Consider the following 19,008-nt stretch of genomic DNA (forward strand, 5'->3'; position numbering starts at 1 on the left):
GGGGCTGCTGCGTTCCAGGGCGCAGCAGGCACCTTCGGATTCTGCTGGACCGCTCGACCCACAGAATTCCTAAAGCCAAGGCTTTACCGCCTTGGCTTTTTTTGTGCTCGTCTCTCATGGAAATCCCGTACGGCTTCTCGCTCTCCGTGTAAGCCGAGGGAAGGATTCGCTCTCCTAGAATCGGCTCATCGATGCAGACGGGCGGCACTCCGCCGCACCGGACAATAACGGAGACAATCGATGACCCCTCGCTTTCGCATGCTGCGCCATATCGCCGTTGCTTCCGGCCTGCTGTTCAGTCTTGCATCGCAGCACGCGATAGCAGCCGACGGCGAGAAGATCACGATCATGGTCGGCGGTATCACGAAACTGATCTATTTGCCGGCGCGCCTGACCGAACAGCTCGGCTATTTCAAGGATGAAGGGCTCGACGTCGAGCTTCTGTCGCAGCCCGCAGGTGTTGACGCCGAAAACGAACTGCTGGCCGGCGCCGTTCAGGCCGTCGTCGGTTTCTACGACCATACGATCGATCTGCAAACCAAGGGCAAGGACGTCAAGGCGATTGTCGTGTTCGGGCAGGTGCCGGGCGAGGTCGAAATGGTATCGACCAAAGCGGCCGAAACGGTCAAATCGATGGCGGATGTGAAGGGCAAGACGCTGGGTGTGACTGGCCTCGGTTCTTCGACCAGCTTCCTGACGCAATACCTTGCCGGACAGCACGGCATCCCGTCCACGCAATACACGATGCTGCCGGTGGGCGCCGACGCCAGCTTCATCGCGGCGATCAAACAAGGCCGCATCGACGCCGGCATGACGACCGAGCCGACCGTCTCGGCATTGCAGAAGTCCGGCGACGCGAAGGTGCTTGTCGACATGCGCACGGTGGAAGGCACGAAGGCGGCGTTGGGCGGCACCTACCCGGGATCGAGCCTCTATGTGCAGGCGGCATGGGCCGATTCCCACAAGGCGGAAGCAGCAAAGCTCGCGCACGCGTTCGTTCGCACGATGCAATTCATCAACACGCATAGCGCGGAAGAAATTGCAGCGAAGATGCCTGACGACTATCAGAAAGACAAACCGCTTTACGTGAGCGCGTTGAAAGCATCGCTGCCCATGTTTACGAAGGACGGCAAGATGCCGGCCGATGGTCCCGAGACTGTGCTGAAGGTGCTGTCGGCTTTCAATCCGTCAGTCAAAGGCAAGCATATCGAGCTGGCGAAAACCTACACCAACGAGTTCACCGGTTCGAAATAAGCCGGCGCTTGCCGGTCACTGTCGCGTGTTGGTTGCGGAGTGATTTCGTTGCGCCGCCGGTGCCGCTTTCGCGGTACCGGCGCCTTGCACGGTTTTGCCTGATGAATCCCGTTGTTTCCAAAGACGCTCCGGTGATCGAGTTCGATGCCGGTGGCGTGCCGCTTTATTTCTCCGAACTGTCGGCGATGCTAAGGAGGGTCGGCACCATCCTGCGCAGCGTCGATACCGCGTAGCGAGCGCCGAATTAGCGACGTATATCGGTGAATTCACTTAGTTGTGCCGGTGATGCGGGAAAGCGGCGTGAAGGATTGAGAAAACTAGGATTGCGCTCATCGGCAGTGAGGGTTGTTGTCCGGATCTGCGGACCGCAGTCACCACAGTCGGCGAGAACGAAAATTTCAACGTTGTAATCAGAGGAGACGATCGTGAAGAAAAAGTATCTGGCTTTGGCCGCTACGGCAGGCGCTTTTGCGGCAACCGGCGCGCACGCCCAATCGAGTGTTCAGCTCTACGGCCTGATGGATCTGAGCGTACCAACCTATCAGTCGCACGCGAATGCGAACGGTGATCATGTGATCGGCATGGGTCTGGGCGGTGAGCCGTGGTTCAGCGGCAGCCGCTGGGGCCTGAAGGGCGCCGAAGATATTGGTGCCGGTTCAAAGATCATTTTCCGGCTTGAAAGCGAATACGTTGTCGCCAACGGCCAGATGGAAGATCCGGGCCAGATCTTCGACCGTGACGCTTGGGTCGGCATCCAGAACGATACGTTCGGCAAGATTACGGCGGGCTTCCAGAACACGATCGCACGCGACGCATCGACGATTTATGGCGATCCGTACGGCACCGCGAGTCTGACGACGGAAGAAGGCGGCTGGACGAACGCGAACAACTTCAAGCAGATGATTTTCTATGCGGCCAGCGCAACCGGCACACGTTATAACAATGGCGTGGCATGGAAGAAACTGTTCGACAACGGCATTTTCGCCAGCGCAGGCTACGCATTCGGCAACTCGACGAGTTTCGGCTCGAACGCCAACTACCAGGCAGCGCTCGGGTACAACGGCGGCCCGTTCAACCTGTCGGGCTTCTATAGCCACGCGAATCGCGTTGGCTTTACCAACCAGTCGTTCTCGGTGGGTGGCAACTACACGTTCGGTATTCTGCGCGCCAATGCGGGTTACTTCCGTTACCTGGGCAATCAGGGCGCGCTCGGCCAGCGTCAGGACAATGCCTTTACGGTGTCGCTCAAGCTGTCGCCCAAGGGTGCGTTCGACTACGAACTCGGCTATCAGCAGATGCGTGTGAAGAACGCCGCTTACAACAGTGACGGCGACATCCCGAACGCGAACATCGGCGCTTTCGATCCGACGTCGGGCCTCCACAACGGTTACAAGGAAACGCTGTACTGGTCGGCGTTCTATCACCTGTCCAAGCGTACTGAAGTGTATCTGGCCGGCGACTATATGAAGCTGCATGGCGGCTACACCGTCGGATCCACCTTCGGCGCGACCAACCAGCTCGAACTGACCACGGGCGTGCGCACTCGCTTCTGATCCGGGAATCAGATTCGCTCTGAACCATTGATCGATGTGCTCCTGCTAGCGGCGGCGGACTTATCCGCCCGCCGCTTTTTTTTGGCTCACCGGGTCGAGGAAGACAGCCATGTTCAGCAATACCAGTATCCGGACCGCTCTGACCATCACGATCGCGGGCTACACGGCCGCGTTGATGCTTGTAATCGCAACGTCGATTGCGGGCCTGGAAACGGCCAACACGGCGCTCGACAGGATGTACAGCGAAGAGACGGCTGCGCTGCGACACCTTGGTGCCAGCAGTGAAGCGCTGCTGCAGGTGCGGGTCGATCTCGGCGCTTACGAAACGCTCGTCGCGCAGGGAAAACCAACCGATGCAGTGCTCGCGCGAGTGCATGAGGAGCAGACGGCTAGCGATCACGAACTGGCGGCGTATGCTGCGCAACCGCCGTCGAATGAGGTGGAGAGGAAGCTGGCCGACGCGCTGCGTGCGAAGCGCGAGCTATTGATGAAACAGGCGCTTGGTCCCGAAATCGCGGCGCTCGACCAGAACGATTTCATGTCGTTCCGGACGACGCAACGGCAGGCGCCCGACACACTGTTTAGCGACTACCGGAATGCCGTGCGCGCGCTGGAGGATTTTCAGGCAGAGCAGCAAAGAGCGCGCTTTGTATCGGCACAGCAGCGTTTTCATATGCTGCTGTGGCTGTTCGGCGCGATCGGGTCCGCCGCCATGATCCTCGGCCTCGTCGCGCGATCCGCGTTGACGAATTCGATCGTGCGGCCTATTGATGCCGCTATTCGCCATTTCGAGCGCATTGCTGCCGGCGATCTGGCCAGTGAGATCGCAACGCTGCGTGTCAACGAAATGGGACGCTTGATGGCAGCGCTCAGCCGGATGCAGGCGGGGCTCGTTGCCGCGGTGAGCCAGGTGCGGCAGGGAACGGCGGCGATCACGCACGGCGTGGGTGAGATCGCGAGCGGCAACGCCGACCTGTCGACGCGTACAGAGCTGCAGGCGGCGACCCTGGAACAGACCGCATCGAGCATGGAAGAGTTGACGGCGACGGTTCGGCAAAACGCCGATAGCGCGCGGCAGGCCAGCGCGCTTGCGGAGAACGCCTCGCAGATTGCAGCACGCGGCGGCCACGTTGTCGGTCAGGTTGTCGACCTGATCGCGGACATGTCGTCGAGTTCAGAGAGGATCGTCGATATCATCGGCGCGATCGAGGGCATCGCATTCCAGACCAACATACTCGCTTTGAATGCGGCCGTCGAAGCGGCACGTGCTGGCGAGGAGGGACGCGGATTTGCGGTGGTCGCTGGCGAAGTGCGCGCGCTCGCGCAACGTTCGGCCGCCGCCGCGAAGGAGATCAGGGAGCTGATCGGCGATTCGGTGGCGAAGGTGAGGAACGGTGCCGAACTGGCGACTCGCGCCGGCGAGACCATGGCCGAAATCGTCACGGCGGCCCGCAACGTGACGGGCATCGTCAGCGAGATCAGTGCTGCCTCCGAAGGGCAGTCGCGCGGTATTGATCAGATCAATACCGCGATGACGCAGATGGACAATGCGACGCAACAGAACGCCGCGCTGGTCGAGCAAGCCGCCGCAGCTGCAGCGTCGCTGGAAGATCAGGCGCGCGCGCTCGTCGATGCGGTGGCTGTGTTCAGGTTGCGTGAAGCGGACAAACTGTCCACCCCCCGAAGCCAGCGCACAGAACTGGAACCGGATTGCACGGTTTTCGCATGATGCCCCTGACCGCAGGCCGGCTCCATGAAGTTCGAACCGGTCCATGTGCAACCTGCCACGCCGACTGAAGGTCCAAGAAGTAGCGTATGCGGTAGATGCGAGGAGGTGTGGGATGAACGGTCGAGCAGCAGTGCGGTGCATTTGCGCCGCTTTACTGACGTTACTCACGTGCGGCTTTCTCGCCGGTCTTGCCGGATGCAAAGCGCTAAGCGGTCCACCGGCGGCGGAATGGCCAGGGCCTCACACCCCTTATCCTTTCCCGGACGACGTTCCGCATCGTACCGAATGAGCCGCACGAACTCCGTCACACCACTCAGCGTCAACCGACGGCCCCGCACGTGACGTCCGGCGCAGTGTACGGGGACGGATACTCAGACGAGGGGCCGCTGACGAGGCGCAGTCGCTGAGTCGCCAAGACGTCGGCTTCCGTCGTTTCGCGTCGGGTGAGTGTGGTGCCGGTGTCGCGCACGGCGGTCAGGGGCTCGTTCACTGCACAGCTTAGCGTTTTGCCGTCGGAAAGACGCACCGTTGTCGAATAGGCGTAATCCGGCTGCGCGGCCTGGCTCTCCGCGGTCCAGAACGCGGTGACCGCGAATAGTGCTAACAAAAAAGATTGGCTTTTCATAGTGCTTCCGTTGTCTTGATCGTCACTATTCGACCAAGGCAACAGCGGCATATTCTGGCTATCTTTGTAATTCTGAATTCCAGTTTCCAGCGACATTGCCGCGCTAAAGCTGGTTAAAGCTGGTTTGTCGCGATGCTGATCGTCCGCGTGACATCGACAACCGAGAGCCGGATCGCGTCGATCAACGCACGCGCGGCGGGCGAGGGCGTGCCGGCTGCGCGCATGGTCAGTCCTATGTCGCGCCGGGTGTTGTGCAACTGCACGTCGAGCATCGCCAGTTGACCAGATTGAACTTCGTAGTGCAGTTGCTGGCCCGATAATGCCGCGACCATGTCCGTGCCGAGCAGCAGCCCACGAATCACCGCAAGGTCGGCTGTCTCGACCGTGGGCATGGGCGGCTTCACTTTCATTCGCTTGAATTGCGCTTCGAACAGTGCGCGAGCCGGCGCATTGCTGCGTGGCACGATCCACTGCGCGTCGCGCAAATCCATGATGGTGAGATCGCGCGCGCGAGTGAGCGCGTGATCGCGGCGCACCAGCACGACCATATCTTCCGACATCAGGCGCTCGTTCTTCAGGCCGCTGCTGGCGTCGTTATCGCGCAGCGCGCCGAGAATGAAGTCGATATCGCCCGCGCGCAGGCCGGCGACCAGCGCCTCATAGGCGCTTTCGTCAGTGACGACTCTCACCCCCGGATGTTGCGTGGTCATCCGCGCAATCGCCTTGGGCAGGAGCAACGTGCGCCCGAGCGGTAATGCGCCCACCGTCACCGCACCCTGAATCTTGCCGTGCAAAGCGGCGATATCGTCGGGCACATGCCGCAATTCGTTCAATGCGCGGCGCACGTGCAGCAGAAACGTTTCGCCTTCCGTGGTGAGCAGGATGCCGCGCGGGCTGCGATGGAACAGACTCAAACCGGAGCCGCTTTCCAGCACCCGAATCGCGGTGCTCACGGCCGGCTGACTGATGCCGAAGGTCTTCGCCGCGCTCGGCATATGCCGATGACGCGCCAATGCGATGAATAGCTGAAGCCGCCGGGTGTTGAGCAGATAAGCCGGCAGCGCGCCTTCTGCTGTCGGCCGCCGGCGTGCCTGCCGCGCCGAGCACCACTGCGCGAGTTCTTCCAGTTCGGCGAAAATCCGCTCGCACCGCTGCAGCACGGCGCGGCCAACGGGCGTCGGCAGCATGCCGGAGGGGCCGCGATCGAAGAGGGGTTCGCCGAGTGCCGACTCCAGTTCCTGCACCGAACGCGTCACAGCCGATTGGGCGCGAAATAGCGCCGCTGCGGCACGCGTGGCGCTACCCATTTCGGCAACGAGTCGAAATGCGCGCAATTGCGCGAGGTTGAGGAGTTCTTTGCTGCTCACGGATGGTGGCGTTCCGGCTGGCGGATGTTCAACGCGTCCGCGATCGTGTGCTGGGTTGTCTCGTTCATGGCTGCCTATTCATTCGAGGCCATCAAGTATAGCGACGCATCATGTCCCGTACCACGCTTGCCAGACGGCTTGCGACTTTGTTTCCCGGGCATCTGTTTTGTTTATCGCATGTGGATAGTCGGGAGCTTGAGCCGGGACTCGGCACGCTCGCCAGCAGTACCCCAAACCCTATATCCGGTGGGGCTTCCAGCGCTTATCCGTGTGCCGGCCACGGACATTCCAGGCGCTTGCGAGCAATTTAACCGGTACAAATGTGGTTTACCCGTACTTTCGGCAAACCGGCATGATCCTTATGGTTGCACCTCAAGATGGTTGCAAAGGCTGCCACCCCGGTAGCGGCGACCCATCCGATTGGCGCTTGTTGAAGCACGGCACGAAGCAACGGAAGACAACGGGATATGGCAAGGATCATTGGTGGAATCGGCACGTCGCATGTGCCCACGATCGGCATGGCGTACGACAAGGGCAAGCAGAACGATCCCGCGTGGGCGCCGCTCTTCAAAGGCTACGAACCGGTGGCCGATTGGCTCGCCGAGCGCAAGCCGGACGTGATGGTGATGTTCTACAACGACCACGCGAACAGCTTCTTCTTTGATTGCTATCCGACCTTCGCGCTGGGCGTATCGGCCAATCACGAGTTCGCGGACGAGGGCGCGGGCAAGCGTCCGCTGCCGGACATTGCGGGTCATCCCGATCTGGCTATCCACATTGCCGAGCAACTCGTCAACGACGAGTTCGATCTGACGATTTTCCAGGACCGTGCACTCGATCACGGATGCAATTCCCCGCTTTCGCTGATGTTGCCGCACGACGGCGGCTGGCCGATGTCGCTCGTGCCGATGGAAGTCAACGTACTGCAATATCCGCTGCCCACCGCGAACCGCTGCTACCGGCTCGGTCAGGCACTGCGCCGGGCGATTGAGTCGTTCGAGCAGGATCTGGATGTCGTGGTGGTTGGCACCGGCGGGTTGTCGCACCAGGTTCACGGCGAGCGAAGCGGCTTCAACAACACCGATTGGGACTTCGAGTTCCTCGATCTGATCGTGCATGAGCCGCAGCGGCTCGCTGCGATGAAGCATGTCGACTATGTGCGCCTTGGCGGCGCGGAGAGCGTGGAGACGATCATGTGGCTCGCGATGCGCGGCGCGCTAGGGCCGAAGGTTCGTGAACTGCATCGCAGCTACTACCTTGCGACGAGCACCGCGATGGCCGTGACCCTCTACGAAGAGGAGGTGACGCAATGAACCCGCAACTGATCGGTATCGAGGAATTGACGGGCACGTATCCGTTCGACATCCGCCAGAGTATGAAAGCGATGCGCCTGAACCGCTTCTTCTGGCAGATGCGCGAAGCGTCGGCGCGCACGCTGTGGCTGGAGAACCGGAGCGCTGCATACGACGCGGCCAACCTGACCGCGGAGGAGCGCGCGCTCGTCGACAACACCGACTGGATCGGGCTGATTCGATATGGCGTGTGTTTCTTCGTCCTCGAGAAATTTGCACGTGTGGTGAAGATTACGAATCTCGGCATGTACGCCAGCATGCGAGGCGAAACACTCGAGGCGTTTCTGAAAACGCGCAGGGTGCCGGAAGCCGTCTAAGGCGACTCGACCCTGCGCCGCATCTTTTTTAGCGGCTTTTCATTTCAATACCAAGAAGACCCCGGCTTCGACAGAACGCCGGGGCGGGAAACTGTTTTCTCCGGAGACACGCATGAAATCTGCAGACTCAGTCGACATCAAGGCGTTTATCGACGCCCGCAAGATGTCGGCGTACCAATGGCTGGTCCTCGTTCTATGTTTTCTGATCGTCATGATGGACGGGCTGGACACCGCCGTGATGGGCTTTGTCGCGCCCGTCATCATGCATGACTGGAATGTCAGCCGGGCCGCCTTCGGTCCCGTGATGAGCGCCGCGATGGTTGGCCTTGCGATCGGCGCACTGGCGGCAGGGCCGATTGCCGATCGCATCGGGCGCAAGAAAGTGTTGATTGCCTCCGTGCTCTGCTTCGGTTTCTTCAGCCTGACTTGCGCATTCGCCGACTCCCCCATGGAACTCGTCGCGTTGCGCTTTCTGACGGGCCTGGGTCTCGGCGCCGCGATGCCGAATTCGACCACGCTGCTCTCCGAATACGTACCGTCGCGCAGTCGCTCGCTGCTGCTCACGATCATGTTCACCGGCTTCAACTTCGGTTCGGGGGCTGGCGGTTTCGTAGCGGCTTCGCTGATTCCGCACTTCGGTTGGCGCGCGGTGTTCATGTTCGGCGGTATCTTGCCGATCCTCAGTGTTCCTTTGCTGTTGTGGCTGCTGCCTGAGTCCGCGCGTTTGATGCTGGTGCGCAAGATGTCGACCGAGCGTATCGCTGCAACGCTCGGCCGCGTCTGCGGACATGTCTTCGGTCAAGACGTGCGCTTCACCGCGCCCGAACCGGTGGTCGCTGCGAAGGCGCCGGTGCGGATGCTGTTCGCGGACGGCTATGCGTTCAGCACACTGATGCTGTGGCTCACGTACTTCATGGGCCTGTTGATCATCTATCTGCTCACTGGCTGGCTGCCCACCTTGATCAAGGACGCCGGCTTGCCGGTCGAGCGTGCCGCCGCGATCACCGGCATGTTCCAGTTAGGCGGCACCGTGGGCGCCGTTGCGGTCGGCTTCGCGATGGACCGCATGGATCGCAATGCGGTGATCGGTGCGGCGTATCTGCTCGGCGGCGTGTTCATCTTCGCGCTGGGCATGGGCACGCTCAAATCGAACCTTCTGCCGGTTCTCGTTACCTGTGCCGGGTTTTTCATGAGCGGCGCACAGACCGGTCTCAATGCACTTGCCCCGAGCTGCTATCCGACACGTGCTCGCGCAACCGGTGTGAGCTGGATGCTTGGGTTCGGCCGGCTCGGCGGCATTCTGGGCTCGCTCGTGGGTGGCGCGTTGCTGTCGCTGGGATTCAGTTTCGAAACTGTATTCGCGGTGCTCGCTGTGCCTGCGCTGATCGCTGCTGCAGCGATCGTCATGAACCGTCTCGCGTTGCGCTTTATCACCAGTCCCGTGGCCGATGCCTGAACGCGTTTGCAGTGGTCCCACGCAGCGGCGTGTTGGCTGCTGCGCGCACGGCATCCCTTACCAGAAGTTATTGAAGGAGAGCAGACATGAGTGGAGATTTGAGCGTGAGCGGAAGTGGAAATGGAAGTGGGCTCAACAAGGGTGAGACGACGAATGTGACGGAATGGCCGAACCGCATGGCCATGATTCGCGCGGGAGTGATCGGCGGATTGGTTGGCGCCGTGATCATCTGGATTTACGAAGCGCTCATCTGGGTAGGGGCGCAGCACCTGATGCCGTTGGCGGGCATTCCTCGCAACGCGACGGGGCTGGTGTTCGGCAAAGGGGTGCAGGAATCAATCGGCGTGTGGGCTTATATCGTCGGCACGGGCATTCACTTCGTGTTCGCGTCGGCGTGGGGCGTTCTGTTCGCGGCAATCTGGCCGTACTTTCGCCGGCGCGGATACGAAGCCACTTTTGTCGCCCTGTTTTACGCGGTTTTCGCGTGGATCGTGATGCATGTGGCGATCATGATCGCCTCCGATAACCATCCGAACTACTACGACCCGGCTGTGATCATCGGTGGCTTCATGTCCCATATCTTCTTCACGGTCCCCCTGGCCTTGACGGTAAAGCGACTACTGCAACCGCAAGGGCAATAGAACAAAGTGTTTGGCGAACCTCGAGCGTCAATGCCGATTAAGACAATTTCAACAACACGTGTGATTTGGAGATCTGCAGCATGAATAAAAGTATCAGACGCGTAGACGTTGTGCTGTTGGGAGCAGCGATCGCGGCTTCTGTGCCGGCTTTCGCGCAAAACAGTGTCACGTTATACGGTATCGTCGATAACGGCCTTTCTTATACGAACAATCAAACGTCGCTCGGCTCCACTAGCGGAGGAAAATCGGCCGTCAAAATGGCGCAGGGTGTATTTGCGGGCAGCCGCTTCGGCCTGAAGGGCGCGGAAGACCTGGGGGGCAACACGAAAGCGATCTTCCAGCTTGAGTCCGGCTTCAATTCGGCAACCGGTGCCCAGCAATACACCAACGCGATGTTCGGCCGCCAGGCGTGGGTCGGCCTGACCAACCCGACGTACGGTACCTTCACGGCGGGCCGCCAATACGCTTCGTACTACCAGATGCTCTCACCGTATAGCCCGACCACCTGGATCACCGGCTACTACGGCGCGCATCCTGGCGATATCGACGGCCTCGACACGATCTACCGTGCGAACAACACGCTGGAGTACACGTCGCCGAAGCTCTATGGCCTGACGGTGAGCGGCTCGTATTCGCTGGGCGGTGTGGCGGGCAGCACGAACCAGGGCTCGACCTGGGCGACCGGGGTCCAGTATGCGATGGGGCCGGTCGGCCTTGCAGTCGGCTTCTCGCGAATCAACAACTCGACCGCGGGCGGCGGCTCATGGGGCGCGGATTCGACCACCACGAACGGTGGCTCACAGATTGGCGTATCGGCGTTGACGAACGGCTATCAGACTGCGCAGGCGCAACAGCGTTTCGCCGTGGGTGGCGGCTATAAGTTCAATGGCGCGTGGGATATCACGGCGACCTATTCGAACGTCCAGTACATTCCGGGCAGCGGCTCGAAGTTCCACGATACGGCGATCTTCAATACGGCGGGTACCGTCTTGCACTGGAAACCGGCCGTTGCGTGGGATTTTGCCACGGGGTACAGCTATACCCGTGCTACACGCGCGAACGGCATTCAGGACAATGCGCAGTACCACCAGTTCAATCTCTCCGAGTACTACGCGTTGTCCAAACGCACGGGTTTGTATGCGTTGGAGGCCTATCAGAAGGCGAAGGGCAAGACGCTGGGCACCAACGGCGCCGGGCAGATCATCGACGCCACGGCGACACTCGGCGATGGGTATAACAGTACGCCGTCTTCCTCAGGCAGTCAGTTGGCGGTGGGTGTGGGCCTTATTCACCGGTTCTGATTGGTAGTCTTTTTGCGGTGAGAAAGGCCGGGGTGCGGTGCAGACTCCGGTCTTTTTCTTTCGTGAACGCTTGCATGGCCGCGTGCCGGTTACCGAAACCTATTACATCCGAGGTAATTGGCGAGTCGCACGCTCACGCCTAATCTTCGGTCATCGCGCAACTCATCCCGAGCGGCGCATACGATCGAGGACACAGCATGTCGACGTTTCACATTCACACGATTGAATCCGCACCCGAGCAATCCAAGCCGGTGCTTCGCCAACTCGAGCAAAACTTCGGCCTTATCCCCAACATTGCGGGCGCCATGGCTGAATCGCCGGTGTTGATCGGCGGCTTCATCTGTATCTTCCAGAAGGTTCACACGGGTACTTTCACGGAAGCGCAGATACAGACCCTGTTGCTGACTAACGCAGTGACCAACGCGTGTACATGGGCGGTTGCGTTTCACACTGCGCTTGCGCTGAAAGAGGGCCTTTCACCCGCCGATGTCGAAGCGATTCGCGACGGCCGCGCACCTGCCGATCGCAAGCATGCCGCGTTGTCGACCTTGACCAAAACAGCGATCGAGAAGCGCGGACACCTGGACGACAATGACGTGAACGCATTTCTCGAAGCCGGCTTCCGTCAGGACCAGGTGCTCGAGGTCCTCACGGTGCTGGCTGCTTCCACTATCACGAACTACGCCGGCAACATCACGAAGCCGCCGCTCGAAGCGCCGTTCCAGGAATATGTCTGGACCGCGTAGGTCGCGTTTGGCAGGGCCGGTCAGCAACTGGGAGTATGCTGACCGGCGCGGTTCGTACGACCGGTTGGCGCCGGACATCCACGATGCTCCGGCGCCATCGAACATCGATCACCGAACCCGATCTGTATCGACTAACGGACCACAGACCGATGAATCCTGCGAATCCCGAAAGGAAGACACCGCCGAATGAACTCGGCGCGTTGTTGCGTCACTGGAGAGACATGCGCGGCATCAGCCAGTTGGACCTGTCGTTCAACGCGGGTGTTTCGCAGCGTCACATTAGTTTTATCGAAAGCGGACGCAGCGTGCCGAGCCGGCAGATGCTGTTGGATATCGCTCAAACGCTCGACATTCCTCTGCGCGAACGCAACACGCTGTTATTGGCAGCGGGCTATGCGCCGATGTATGCCGAAGGCGCCTGGAACGCACAGGAAATGCAGAGCGTCACGAAGGCACTTGGGCGAATGTTGCGCCAGCACGAGCCGTTTCCCGCGCTTGTCATGGACCGCTACTGGAACGTGCTGATGACCAATGAATCCGCGCCACGCTTTTTCAATTGCTTCATCGATATGGCTGCGCGCAAGGGGCCACGCAACATGCTGCATCTGATTTTCGATCCGGATGGGCTGCGTCCGTTCGTTGCCGATTGGCAGGCAGTGTCGAATAGCCTGATTCAGCGTGTCTATCGGGAATCCGTTGGTCGCGTGGTCGACGAACAGACGCATGAGTTGCTTGCCGCGTTGCGCGCCTATCCGGATGTGCAGTCTGATGTGAAGTCTTCTCAACGGACCGTGGAAACCGGGGCCGCTGCTGCGGCCATGCCGGTGATCCCGATCGGTTTCGTCAAGGACGGCAAGGTCCTGAACTACTTTTCCATGGTCGCAACCGTGGGCACGCCACAAGCCGTCGCGGCACAGGAGCTGCGTATCGAATGCATGTTCCCCGCAGACGACGAGACCGAAGCGCGTCATCTTGAGATGATCGACGCGGTCCAGCAACAGCACTAAGAGGCAGCGCCGGCCAACCACTCCAGCGCCGCCCGGACCCATCAGAACCGGTGCCGCAAGCCGATGCTCACAATAGCCTGCGACTGCGTGTCCGACGAATGGCTGTTGCCCTTATCGCTGACCGACGCAGTTGCCGCGACCGGATTGCCGAGCGCATCCAGCGTGACACCGGACGCGTGCTGATAGCCGCCCATCAGGTAGACCGTGGAACGCTTCGAGAGGTTGTACTGCGCGCCGAGCGTCACGTTGTGATATTGCGCGCGCTCATCCACACCTTCCACTTCGCCGCCGCGCGTGTAGTTGTAGCCCGCGAACAGTTGCACGGCCGGGCGGATCGTCCACTGTCCGAACACGCCCGCGATATTGAACGTCGCGTGCCCGTTGAACAGCGAATCAGCGCCCGAGCGGTACTGCACGTTGCTGTAGTTCACACCGAGGATGGCCGGGCCAAAATTGTACGTAGCGCCCGCGGCGATGATCTGTTGCGATTGCGCGCTCGCGTAGCCTTCATTGATCGACGAATTGAACAGGCCGTCGTCCGTGCCGTTCCATTTGCCGACCGTCGAATCTTTCGGCCCGCTCTTGCTGTTATCCGAACGCTCATAGCCGACGCCCACATGCAGCGGGCCGTTGCCGTATCCCGCGCCCACGCTCCACGTGTTCTGCTGCTTCAGGCTGCCCGGTTGACCGCCAAATCCGTACAACGCGCCGAACGTAAAGCCCGAGTAGTTCGCGCTCGTGTACTTGATCGAGTTGTTGACGCGCGCAGTCTGATCGAGATCGTCGATATCGCCCGGATGCGCGCCGTAGCCGCCGGCCAACGCGACCGGCGCAACGGGCGCGACGAAGTCGTTCAACGAGGTGTACTGACGGCCGAGCGTAACCGTGCCGTATTGCTGGCTGCCGATGCCGACAAACGCCTGACGGCCGAACAGTCCACCGTTCTGGCCGGTCTTGCCGTTGGTGATGTCGAAGCCGTCTTCGAGCAGGAACAACGCGTTCCAGCCGCCGCCGAGGTCTTCCTGACCCTTGATGCCGAAGCGGCTGCCGGAGAGGTTGCCGCTCGTCAACGCGACGTTCGAGTGTCCCGTGTAAGCGCCGACGGAGCCAGTGCGCTCGTTGCTGCGATAGCTGATACCCGCGTCGACGATGCCGTACAGCGTGACGGAACTCTGCGCGAACGCGATTCCTGCGAAGGACAACAGCAGGGGTGCAGCAATCAATTGCTTTTTCATCGTGGTTATAGCTCGGTTGGATCGTCTATCTCAAGTCGCCTGCACGGCGATCTCTCTTTTTTCCGCGCGCACGCAGTCCGCTCCTGACCAACGGAGCAGATTGCGTGAAGCGGGGGAAGCGGCTTGCGCGACCCTTGTTACTCGCCCTGATTGCGGGCGCGCTGCAAGGGCGTGTTTAGCGGCTTAGTGGCTTAGCGCCGCACCAGGTGGCATTTCGGGCGCATGCACCGTGACCGTCTTGCGGACCTTGGCGACATCCGCCGCGCTGACCGTCGAACCGGTGTTGCCCCAGCTAGTGCGCACGAAGTTCGTCACGTCAGCGACTTCCTGATCGTTCAGGCGCCAGCCGAAGGCCGGCATCGTGAACGAGGAGGGCGCGGTCTTCGTGCCTTCGAGCGTGTTGCCGGTCAACAGCACATGAATCAGCGAGGTCGCGTCCTTGCCCTGCACAACCGGATTACCGCCCAGTGCCGGGAAAACGCGCGTGTAGCCGCGGCCGTCACTGCGGTGGCAGGCCGTGCAGTTGTCGCGGTATACCGCAGCGCCGGGTGCGCTGGCGTCGCCGGTGCGCAGAGCGCGAGCCGCCGTATCGTCGTACACGTACGGCGTTTCCTTCGGATCGGTCGAGGGCAGCGTCTTCAGGTAGCGTGCGATCGCGGTCAGATCGGCGTCGTTCATATGCTGCATGCTGTGCTGAACGACGTCGGTCATGCCGCCGAATGCCGCGCTGTGCTGCGTGCGTCCGGTCTTCAGGAATTGCACGATATCGGCCTCGCTCCACGAGCCGATGCCGGTGCGTGGATTCGCGCGCAGGCTCGACGGGACCCAGCCATCAATCGCTGCGCCGCCCGCGAGAAACTCCGAGCCGTCGAGATCGCTCAGCGCGCGCTCCTGCATCGTCACCGCACGCGGCGTGTGGCAGGCGCCGCAGTGGCCGAGGCCCTGCACAAGGTATGCACCGCGTGCGACCACCGGATCGGCATAGTGCTTCGAATTGAACGCCACGGGATCAGGCGCGAACAGATAACGCCAGATGCCGAGCGGCCAGCGCATCGACAGCGGCCAGACGATGTCGACGGCACGGTTCGCCTGGTTCACCGGTGCGACGCCTTGCGTGAAGTACGCGTACAGCGCATGCATATCGTCATCGCTCAAGCGCGCATACGAGGGGTACGGCATCGCCGGATACAGCGTGTCGCCATTCGGCCGCACGCCTGCGCGCACCGCGCGATCGAACTGCGCGAAGGTCCATGAGCCGATGCCGGTGTTGCGATCGGGCGTGATATTGGTCGAGTAGATCGCGCCGATCGGTGTGTCGAACTTCAGGCCGCCCGCGAAGGGTTTGCCCGATTGCGCGGTGTGACAGGCAATGCAGTCACCCGCACGCGCGAGATATTCGCCGTGCGCGATCAACGCCGCGTCGGATTGACTGGGGAGCGTTGCGGCTTGCGCAGCGAGCGGAATGGACAACGTAGCCGCCACGCAGAACGACGCTGCGCGCATGCGTCTGAATGCCTGACCCAGGCGTTTCACATCGATGTTTTTCTTCATACGCTCACCAGCGGGCCGGGGTTCTTCAGATACTGCTCGCGGATCGCGCGCGCCGACCAATAAGCGAGCGCCGCGACGAGGCCAGTCGGGTTGTAGCCGATGCCTTGCGGGAACGCCGACGCGCCCATCACGAACACGTTATGCACGTCCCAGCTTTGCAGGTAGCGGTTCAACACGCTCGTCTTCGGATCGGTGCCCATGATCGCGCCACCGACGAGGTGCGTCGTCTGATAGCGGCGCGAATCGAAGTGCGCGCCGAATTCGCGCGTATAGACGCCGATGGACTTCGGCCCCATCTGCTGCGCGATCTTGTGCATCTGCCCGGTGACGTATTGCGCCATCTTGATGTCGTTGTCCTTCCAGTCGAAGGTCATGCGCAACAGCGGCTGGCCGTAGGAATCGCGATAGGTTGGATCGAGGTCGAGGAACACGTCGCGGTACGACATGTTGGAGCCATGCGCGTCCATCGAAATCGTGTGCGCATAGTGGTCCTTCACCGATTTCTTCCAGTCCACGCCCCAGTTCGGCGTGCCGGCCGGCGTCGCGATGCCGCTGATCGGTTTGGTGCCGGCCTGGTTCACCCACAACGGCGAGCCGCCCACAAAGCCGAGCGGACCGTGATCGAAGTTGTCGGCATTGAAGTCGTCGACGGCGACGCCGTTGCCGCCCGCGCCGATAAACGGATTGGTGAAGGTGTCCTTGTCGAAGAACGCGGTGATCGTCGAGAGGTTCTGATACGCGAAATTGCGGCCGACCACGCCTTCGCCCGAGATCGGGTCATACGGCTTGCCGATGCCCGAGAGCAGAAGCAGGTGAACATTGTGATACTGGAACGCCGCGACGATCACGAGATCCGCAGGCTGAAACACTTCGTTGCCCGCCGGGTCGACGTACGTGACGCCCTTGGCGCGCTTTTTCGTATCGTCGAGTTCGACGCGCAGCACGTGGCAACGCGAGCGCAGTTCGAAATTCGGCGACTGCTTCAGCGCCGGCAGGATGTTCAGATTCGGCGACGCCTTCGAGTACATGTAGCACGCGTAGCCGCTGCAGAACCCGCAGAAGTTGCACGGTCCCATCTGCACGCCGTACGGGTTCGTGTACGGACCCGACGTATTCGCCGAAGGCAGGCGGTACGGGTGCAGTCCGAGTTCGCGCGCGGCCTTGCCGAAGCGTTCGGCCGAGTAGGTGTTCAACTGCGCGGGGAGCGGGAAGTTGTCGCTGCGCGGCGCGTCGAACACGTTACCGTCGCCGACCACCTTGCCGTTGACCTTATAAGCCTGGCCGGAGGTGCCGAACACTTTCTCGGCGAAGTCGAAATGCGGTTCGAGTTCCTCGTAGCTGACGCCGTAATCCTGAATCGTCATCCCGTCAGGAATGAAGCGCTTGCCGTAGCGTTCTTCATAGTGGCTCTTCAGACGCAGCTCTTCCGGCGTGATGCGGAAATGCACACCTGACCAATGCAAGCCGGCGCCGCCGACGCCTTCGCCCGGCAGGAACGCGGCAAGCTGCCGATAAGGCAGCGCCGTTTCGCCGACGTTATGACGGATCGATACGGTGGTCTTGGAGAGATCGAGGAACAGCTTCTTGCGGACGTTGTAGGTCAGCTCGTCGATCGTGTTCGGATACGCGCCGTCCGGATAGGTGTCGCGATACTCGCCGCGTTCGAGCGCGACCACTTTGAGGCCGGCTTCGGTGAGTTCCTTCGCGAGGATCGCACCGGTCCAGCCGAAGCCGATGACGACCGCGTCGACGTGCGGTTTGATTTGTGTGGTCATTAGCTGCGCTTTCCTTCAATCGACACGGGGCCATACGGATAGGCCTGGCCGTTCTGGTTGACGAAGTCCATGAAATCGGCTCGCGCGCCGGGGAAGCCGATCATCTTCCAGCCGCCCATGTCGCGATTGCCGCCGTGGATCGGGTCGCAGAAGTAGCCTTCGCGGGTGTTTTGCAGCAGTTGGCCGAAGAAGACGCCGGCCGGTACGTCCGCGAGTTCGATCGAGCCTTTCTCGAGCGCGGTGAGCACGGTGTCGCGTGTGGCGGCGTCGAGGGCGTCGAATGGATGCGAATAGGTCTTCGTGCAGTAGGCGTTGACCGCCGCGATGCCGAGCCGGTACAGATCGCGCGGCACGAGCTTCAACTGATAGCCGAGTTCCGGCGCGCCTTGCTGGAACGGGCCCTGCATGTACCAGAGCGCGCCGTGCGCATACGGCGTATCCATTTGCCGATCGATGAACTCGGGCACGCCGGCTTCGACCGCGCCCGGGCCTTCGCTGTCCGATGGAATCAGGCGATCGACCGCCGCGTGGATGAACGCCCATTCCTTCGCGTCGAAGAAATGCGGCTTGTAGTCGGCGCCAGTGGCCGGGCCCGCGGCGGCGACGCCGCTCGCGCCTTGAGCAGTCGTGGCGGATTGCTTGACTTCACAACCGGCGAGAGTCCCGGCTGGAACCAGCGCGACAGCCGTGCGTAAGAAGCCGCGGCGGGAGGTAAGAGGAGATTGAGCCATATTGTTCTTTATCGCGAGATTAGAGCGCGCCGCGGTGCGCCCGGACGGTCGTCGGATTTGGGCGCCATAGTAAATGGAACCGGTTCCAAAGTATCTCTACTTTTTTACAATAAGCTGTTTCGTGAAGTGATTAAATGTCGTCTTGAAAGAAATATGTCTTTCAAATCATAAGTGTTTTGCCGCGCGGAGCACTGAGAAGTTGACGCGAAAAAGCGACGCTTTTGCTCCGGCAATGGCTGCGAGCGGCCGTTCGGGTGGACGTGGTTTACCCGCGCTTACAGCACGCTGACGACGGCGAATGGTCGCGGGCCGGGCCTGAGACGGCCATACGGGTCACGTGAATCCCGCTATATCTTCCAGCCGTATTG

The 19,008-nt window shown here is 61.1% G+C and carries 17 protein-coding genes; 11 read left to right on the forward strand and 6 right to left on the reverse strand.

Annotated features, from left to right (window positions below; all coding sequences use genetic code 11):
• Positions 1-240 precede the first annotated feature (240 nt).
• From KHO33_RS00595 to KHO33_RS00605, 4 genes are all read left to right on the forward strand, one after another.
• The gene (locus KHO33_RS00595) at positions 241-1,254 is read left to right on the forward strand and encodes an ABC transporter substrate-binding protein (protein ID WP_200562128.1); all 1,014 of its coding nucleotides are present in this window, start codon (positions 241-243) and stop codon (positions 1,252-1,254) included.
• 101 nt (positions 1,255-1,355) lie between these two features.
• On the forward strand, positions 1,356-1,487 hold the full coding sequence (locus tag KHO33_RS42560) for a hypothetical protein (protein WP_267914186.1): 132 nt from the start codon (positions 1,356-1,358) through the stop codon (positions 1,485-1,487).
• Between the two features lie 192 nt (positions 1,488-1,679).
• On the forward strand, positions 1,680-2,807 hold the full coding sequence (locus tag KHO33_RS00600; RefSeq protein WP_200562126.1) for a porin: 1,128 nt from the start codon (positions 1,680-1,682) through the stop codon (positions 2,805-2,807).
• A gap of 109 nt (positions 2,808-2,916) precedes the next feature.
• Entirely contained in the window at positions 2,917-4,536 is a 1,620-nt protein-coding gene (locus tag KHO33_RS00605) for a methyl-accepting chemotaxis protein (protein WP_200562124.1), read from the forward strand.
• A gap of 319 nt (positions 4,537-4,855) precedes the next feature.
• On the opposite strand, the gene KHO33_RS00610 is transcribed toward KHO33_RS00605, so the two are convergent.
• Together KHO33_RS00610 and KHO33_RS00615 are read right to left on the reverse strand one after the other, a co-directional pair.
• Positions 4,856-5,257, reverse strand: a complete 402-nt coding sequence (locus KHO33_RS00610) for a hypothetical protein (protein WP_200562325.1) — start codon at positions 5,255-5,257, stop codon at positions 4,856-4,858.
• A 17-nt stretch (positions 5,258-5,274) separates the two neighbouring features.
• Entirely contained in the window at positions 5,275-6,528 is a 1,254-nt protein-coding gene (locus KHO33_RS00615) for a LysR family transcriptional regulator (RefSeq protein WP_054042526.1), read from the reverse strand.
• 467 nt (positions 6,529-6,995) lie between these two features.
• On the opposite strand from KHO33_RS00615, the gene KHO33_RS00620 reads away from it, so the two are divergent.
• The 7 genes from KHO33_RS00620 (at position 6,996) to KHO33_RS00650 (ending at position 13,348) form a co-directional block, all read left to right on the forward strand.
• Positions 6,996-7,841, forward strand: a complete 846-nt coding sequence (locus KHO33_RS00620; protein WP_054042528.1) for a gallate dioxygenase — start codon at positions 6,996-6,998, stop codon at positions 7,839-7,841.
• Positions 7,838-8,197 (forward strand): protocatechuate 3,4-dioxygenase, encoded by a 360-nt coding sequence (locus KHO33_RS00625; protein WP_200562122.1) that lies wholly within the window; start codon positions 7,838-7,840, stop codon positions 8,195-8,197. Before KHO33_RS00620 ends, KHO33_RS00625 begins: the two co-directional genes overlap by 4 nt.
• Before the next feature lie 112 nt (positions 8,198-8,309).
• Positions 8,310-9,653 carry an MFS transporter gene (locus tag KHO33_RS00630; RefSeq protein ID WP_054042533.1) on the forward strand — a complete coding sequence of 448 codons (1,344 nt, stop codon included), beginning with the start codon at positions 8,310-8,312 and terminating at the stop codon, positions 9,651-9,653.
• Between the two features lie 86 nt (positions 9,654-9,739).
• Positions 9,740-10,294 carry a hypothetical protein gene (locus KHO33_RS00635; RefSeq protein WP_234480412.1) on the forward strand — a complete coding sequence of 185 codons (555 nt, stop codon included), beginning with the start codon at positions 9,740-9,742 and terminating at the stop codon, positions 10,292-10,294.
• Positions 10,295-10,374: 80 nt separating this feature from the next.
• Positions 10,375-11,595, forward strand: coding sequence for a porin (locus KHO33_RS00640; protein ID WP_200562120.1), 1,221 nt, complete (start codon positions 10,375-10,377; stop codon positions 11,593-11,595).
• Positions 11,596-11,792: 197 nt separating this feature from the next.
• Positions 11,793-12,341 (forward strand): carboxymuconolactone decarboxylase family protein, encoded by a 549-nt coding sequence (locus KHO33_RS00645; RefSeq protein ID WP_200562118.1) that lies wholly within the window; start codon positions 11,793-11,795, stop codon positions 12,339-12,341.
• A 149-nt stretch (positions 12,342-12,490) separates the two neighbouring features.
• A complete protein-coding gene (locus KHO33_RS00650) occupies positions 12,491-13,348 on the forward strand; it encodes a helix-turn-helix domain-containing protein (RefSeq protein WP_200562116.1) in 858 nt (285 codons plus the stop codon).
• 41 nt (positions 13,349-13,389) lie between these two features.
• On the opposite strand, the gene KHO33_RS00655 is transcribed toward KHO33_RS00650, so the two are convergent.
• The 4 genes from KHO33_RS00655 to KHO33_RS00670 form a co-directional block, all read right to left on the reverse strand.
• Complete coding sequence (locus KHO33_RS00655) at positions 13,390-14,583, reverse strand: porin (protein WP_200562114.1); 1,194 nt, start codon at positions 14,581-14,583, stop codon at positions 13,390-13,392.
• A gap of 183 nt (positions 14,584-14,766) precedes the next feature.
• Entirely contained in the window at positions 14,767-16,134 is a 1,368-nt protein-coding gene (locus KHO33_RS00660; RefSeq protein WP_200562112.1) for a c-type cytochrome, read from the reverse strand.
• The gene (locus tag KHO33_RS00665) at positions 16,131-17,909 is read right to left on the reverse strand and encodes a GMC family oxidoreductase (RefSeq protein WP_200562110.1); all 1,779 of its coding nucleotides are present in this window, start codon (positions 17,907-17,909) and stop codon (positions 16,131-16,133) included. The genes KHO33_RS00660 and KHO33_RS00665 overlap by 4 nt, the downstream gene beginning before the upstream one ends.
• Positions 17,909-18,640, reverse strand: a complete 732-nt coding sequence (locus KHO33_RS00670; protein ID WP_200562108.1) for a gluconate 2-dehydrogenase subunit 3 family protein — start codon at positions 18,638-18,640, stop codon at positions 17,909-17,911. Before KHO33_RS00670 ends, KHO33_RS00665 begins: the two co-directional genes overlap by 1 nt.
• Between the last annotated feature and the right edge of the window lie 368 nt (positions 18,641-19,008).

The sequence above is a fragment of the Paraburkholderia nemoris genome (assembly GCF_905221015.1).
In the GTDB taxonomy this organism is placed as follows: Bacteria; Pseudomonadota; Gammaproteobacteria; order Burkholderiales; family Burkholderiaceae; genus Paraburkholderia; species Paraburkholderia nemoris.

What these genes read in the sequence shown, in the direction of transcription:
- KHO33_RS00620 (WP_054042528.1), top strand. Translation starts at nt 6,996, where the DNA reads ATGGCAAGGATCATTGGTGGAATCGGCACGTCGCATGTGCCCACGATC.
- KHO33_RS42560 (WP_267914186.1), top strand. Translation starts at nt 1,356, where the DNA reads ATGAATCCCGTTGTTTCCAAAGACGCTCCGGTGATCGAGTTCGATGCC.
- KHO33_RS00665 (WP_200562110.1), bottom strand. Translation starts at nt 17,909, where the DNA reads ATGACCACACAAATCAAACCGCACGTCGACGCGGTCGTCATCGGCTTC.
- KHO33_RS00650 (WP_200562116.1), top strand. Translation starts at nt 12,491, where the DNA reads ATGAATCCTGCGAATCCCGAAAGGAAGACACCGCCGAATGAACTCGGC.
- KHO33_RS00630 (WP_054042533.1), top strand. Translation starts at nt 8,310, where the DNA reads ATGAAATCTGCAGACTCAGTCGACATCAAGGCGTTTATCGACGCCCGC.
- KHO33_RS00610 (WP_200562325.1), bottom strand. Translation starts at nt 5,257, where the DNA reads ATGTCGCTGGAAACTGGAATTCAGAATTACAAAGATAGCCAGAATATG.
- KHO33_RS00655 (WP_200562114.1), bottom strand. Translation starts at nt 14,583, where the DNA reads ATGAAAAAGCAATTGATTGCTGCACCCCTGCTGTTGTCCTTCGCAGGA.
- KHO33_RS00640 (WP_200562120.1), top strand. Translation starts at nt 10,375, where the DNA reads ATGAATAAAAGTATCAGACGCGTAGACGTTGTGCTGTTGGGAGCAGCG.
- KHO33_RS00645 (WP_200562118.1), top strand. Translation starts at nt 11,793, where the DNA reads ATGTCGACGTTTCACATTCACACGATTGAATCCGCACCCGAGCAATCC.
- KHO33_RS00660 (WP_200562112.1), bottom strand. Translation starts at nt 16,134, where the DNA reads ATGAAGAAAAACATCGATGTGAAACGCCTGGGTCAGGCATTCAGACGC.
- KHO33_RS00605 (WP_200562124.1), top strand. Translation starts at nt 2,917, where the DNA reads ATGTTCAGCAATACCAGTATCCGGACCGCTCTGACCATCACGATCGCG.
- KHO33_RS00670 (WP_200562108.1), bottom strand. Translation starts at nt 18,640, where the DNA reads ATGGCTCAATCTCCTCTTACCTCCCGCCGCGGCTTCTTACGCACGGCT.
- KHO33_RS00595 (WP_200562128.1), top strand. Translation starts at nt 241, where the DNA reads ATGACCCCTCGCTTTCGCATGCTGCGCCATATCGCCGTTGCTTCCGGC.
- KHO33_RS00635 (WP_234480412.1), top strand. Translation starts at nt 9,740, where the DNA reads ATGAGTGGAGATTTGAGCGTGAGCGGAAGTGGAAATGGAAGTGGGCTC.
- KHO33_RS00625 (WP_200562122.1), top strand. Translation starts at nt 7,838, where the DNA reads ATGAACCCGCAACTGATCGGTATCGAGGAATTGACGGGCACGTATCCG.